Origin of the sequence: Zavarzinella formosa DSM 19928 (genome assembly GCF_000255705.1) — a bacterium.
Lineage (GTDB): Bacteria > Planctomycetota > Planctomycetia > Gemmatales > Gemmataceae > Zavarzinella > Zavarzinella formosa.
In genome coordinates this window covers 1-1268 of sequence record NZ_AIAB01000544.1, presented here as the reverse complement: position 1 = coordinate 1268, position 1268 = coordinate 1, and the positions used below count along the sequence as shown (strand labels likewise).

Here is a 1268-nt window from a genome sequence, read left to right as displayed (position 1 = left end):
GTCATGGAAGAACTCCCGAAGCCGCGGTTGCGTCAGGCGGACCGGACGGTGGTGTTGTCGGCGATGGTTCTGGACGATCTGATCGGTCCGGATCACCCGGCGCGGGCGGTGTGGGATTATGTGTCGGCCCTTGACCTGACCCCGTTGCTGTCCGTGATCCGGGCCGTCGAGGGTGTTCCGGGCCGCAACGCCACCGATCCGCGAATCCTTCTGGCGCTGTGGATGTGGGCGACCAGCGACGGGATCGGGACCGCCCGGGCGGTCGACGAGTTGTGCCGGACTCACAACGCCTATCGCTGGCTGGCGGGCGGGGTGACCCTGAATTATCACACGCTGGCGAGTTTTCGCTCCGGCCGGGAGGCGGTTCTGGACGGATTTCTGGTGTCGCACGTGTCGGCGTTGCTTCACCAGGGGTTGATCGACCTGTCGTGCGTGGCCCAGGACGGGATGCGGACACGGGCGGGCGCCGGGACGGGTTCGTTCCGGCGGGCGGTGTCCATCGACGAATGCCAGCGACTGGTGCGGGAGCAAATCGAGGAATTGAAACGCCAGAAGGACGAGCCGCCCGACGCCGTGTCGCGTCGTCAGCAGGCGGCGAAGGAACGTCACGCCCGCGAACGACTGGAGCGTCTGAAAGCGGCCCGCCAGGCGGCGGAGGAACCGGGGGCCAGGCAGGCGGAACGGGTCCGTCTTCATCCGAAGGAGGCGGAGCAGCGCGGCACGAAGGGAAAGCCGGGCCGGGGTTCGACGACCGACCCGGAGGCCCGCCGGATGAAGATGGCCGACGGGGGAACACGACCGGCGTTCAACGTGCAACGCGCCACCACAACGGAGACGGGGATCATCGTCGGGGTGTCGGTGACCAGCCAAGGCTCGGACAACGGCCTGCTCGGGGCATGCTGAACCAGATCGAGGCGTCGTATGGCCGGACTCCGGACCGGGCGCTGGTCGACGGCGGTTACGGGAGCAAGGCGGACGTGGAGTCGGCCCGTCGCCGGGGGATCGAGGTGTTCACGCCGTTGAAGAACGAAGAGAAAGAGCGGGAGGCGGGCAAGAATCCATACGAGCCGAAGGCCGGCGACGGGCCGGGGATGAGGGAGTTGCGCGCGAGGATGGGAACGGCGTCGGCGAAGGAAGTTGTACAAGAAGCGGGCGTCGACGGCGGAGTGGGTGAACGCGGGGATGCGTCATCGCGGACTGACCCGGTTCACGGTGCGCGGACGGGCGAAGGCGCGAGCCGTGGTGTTGTGGCAGGCGTTGGTCCACAA

The 1268-nt window shown here is 67.9% G+C and carries 2 pseudogenes; both read left to right on the top strand.

The annotated features are described in order from the left end of the window. Window positions 1-903 (top strand): annotated as a pseudogene (locus tag BGIM_RS47905) (IS5/IS1182 family transposase); the annotation flags it as partial. Continuing rightward, window positions 897-1268, top strand: a pseudogene (locus BGIM_RS66850) (hypothetical protein); the annotation flags it as partial. The pseudogenes BGIM_RS47905 and BGIM_RS66850, both read left to right, overlap by 7 nt.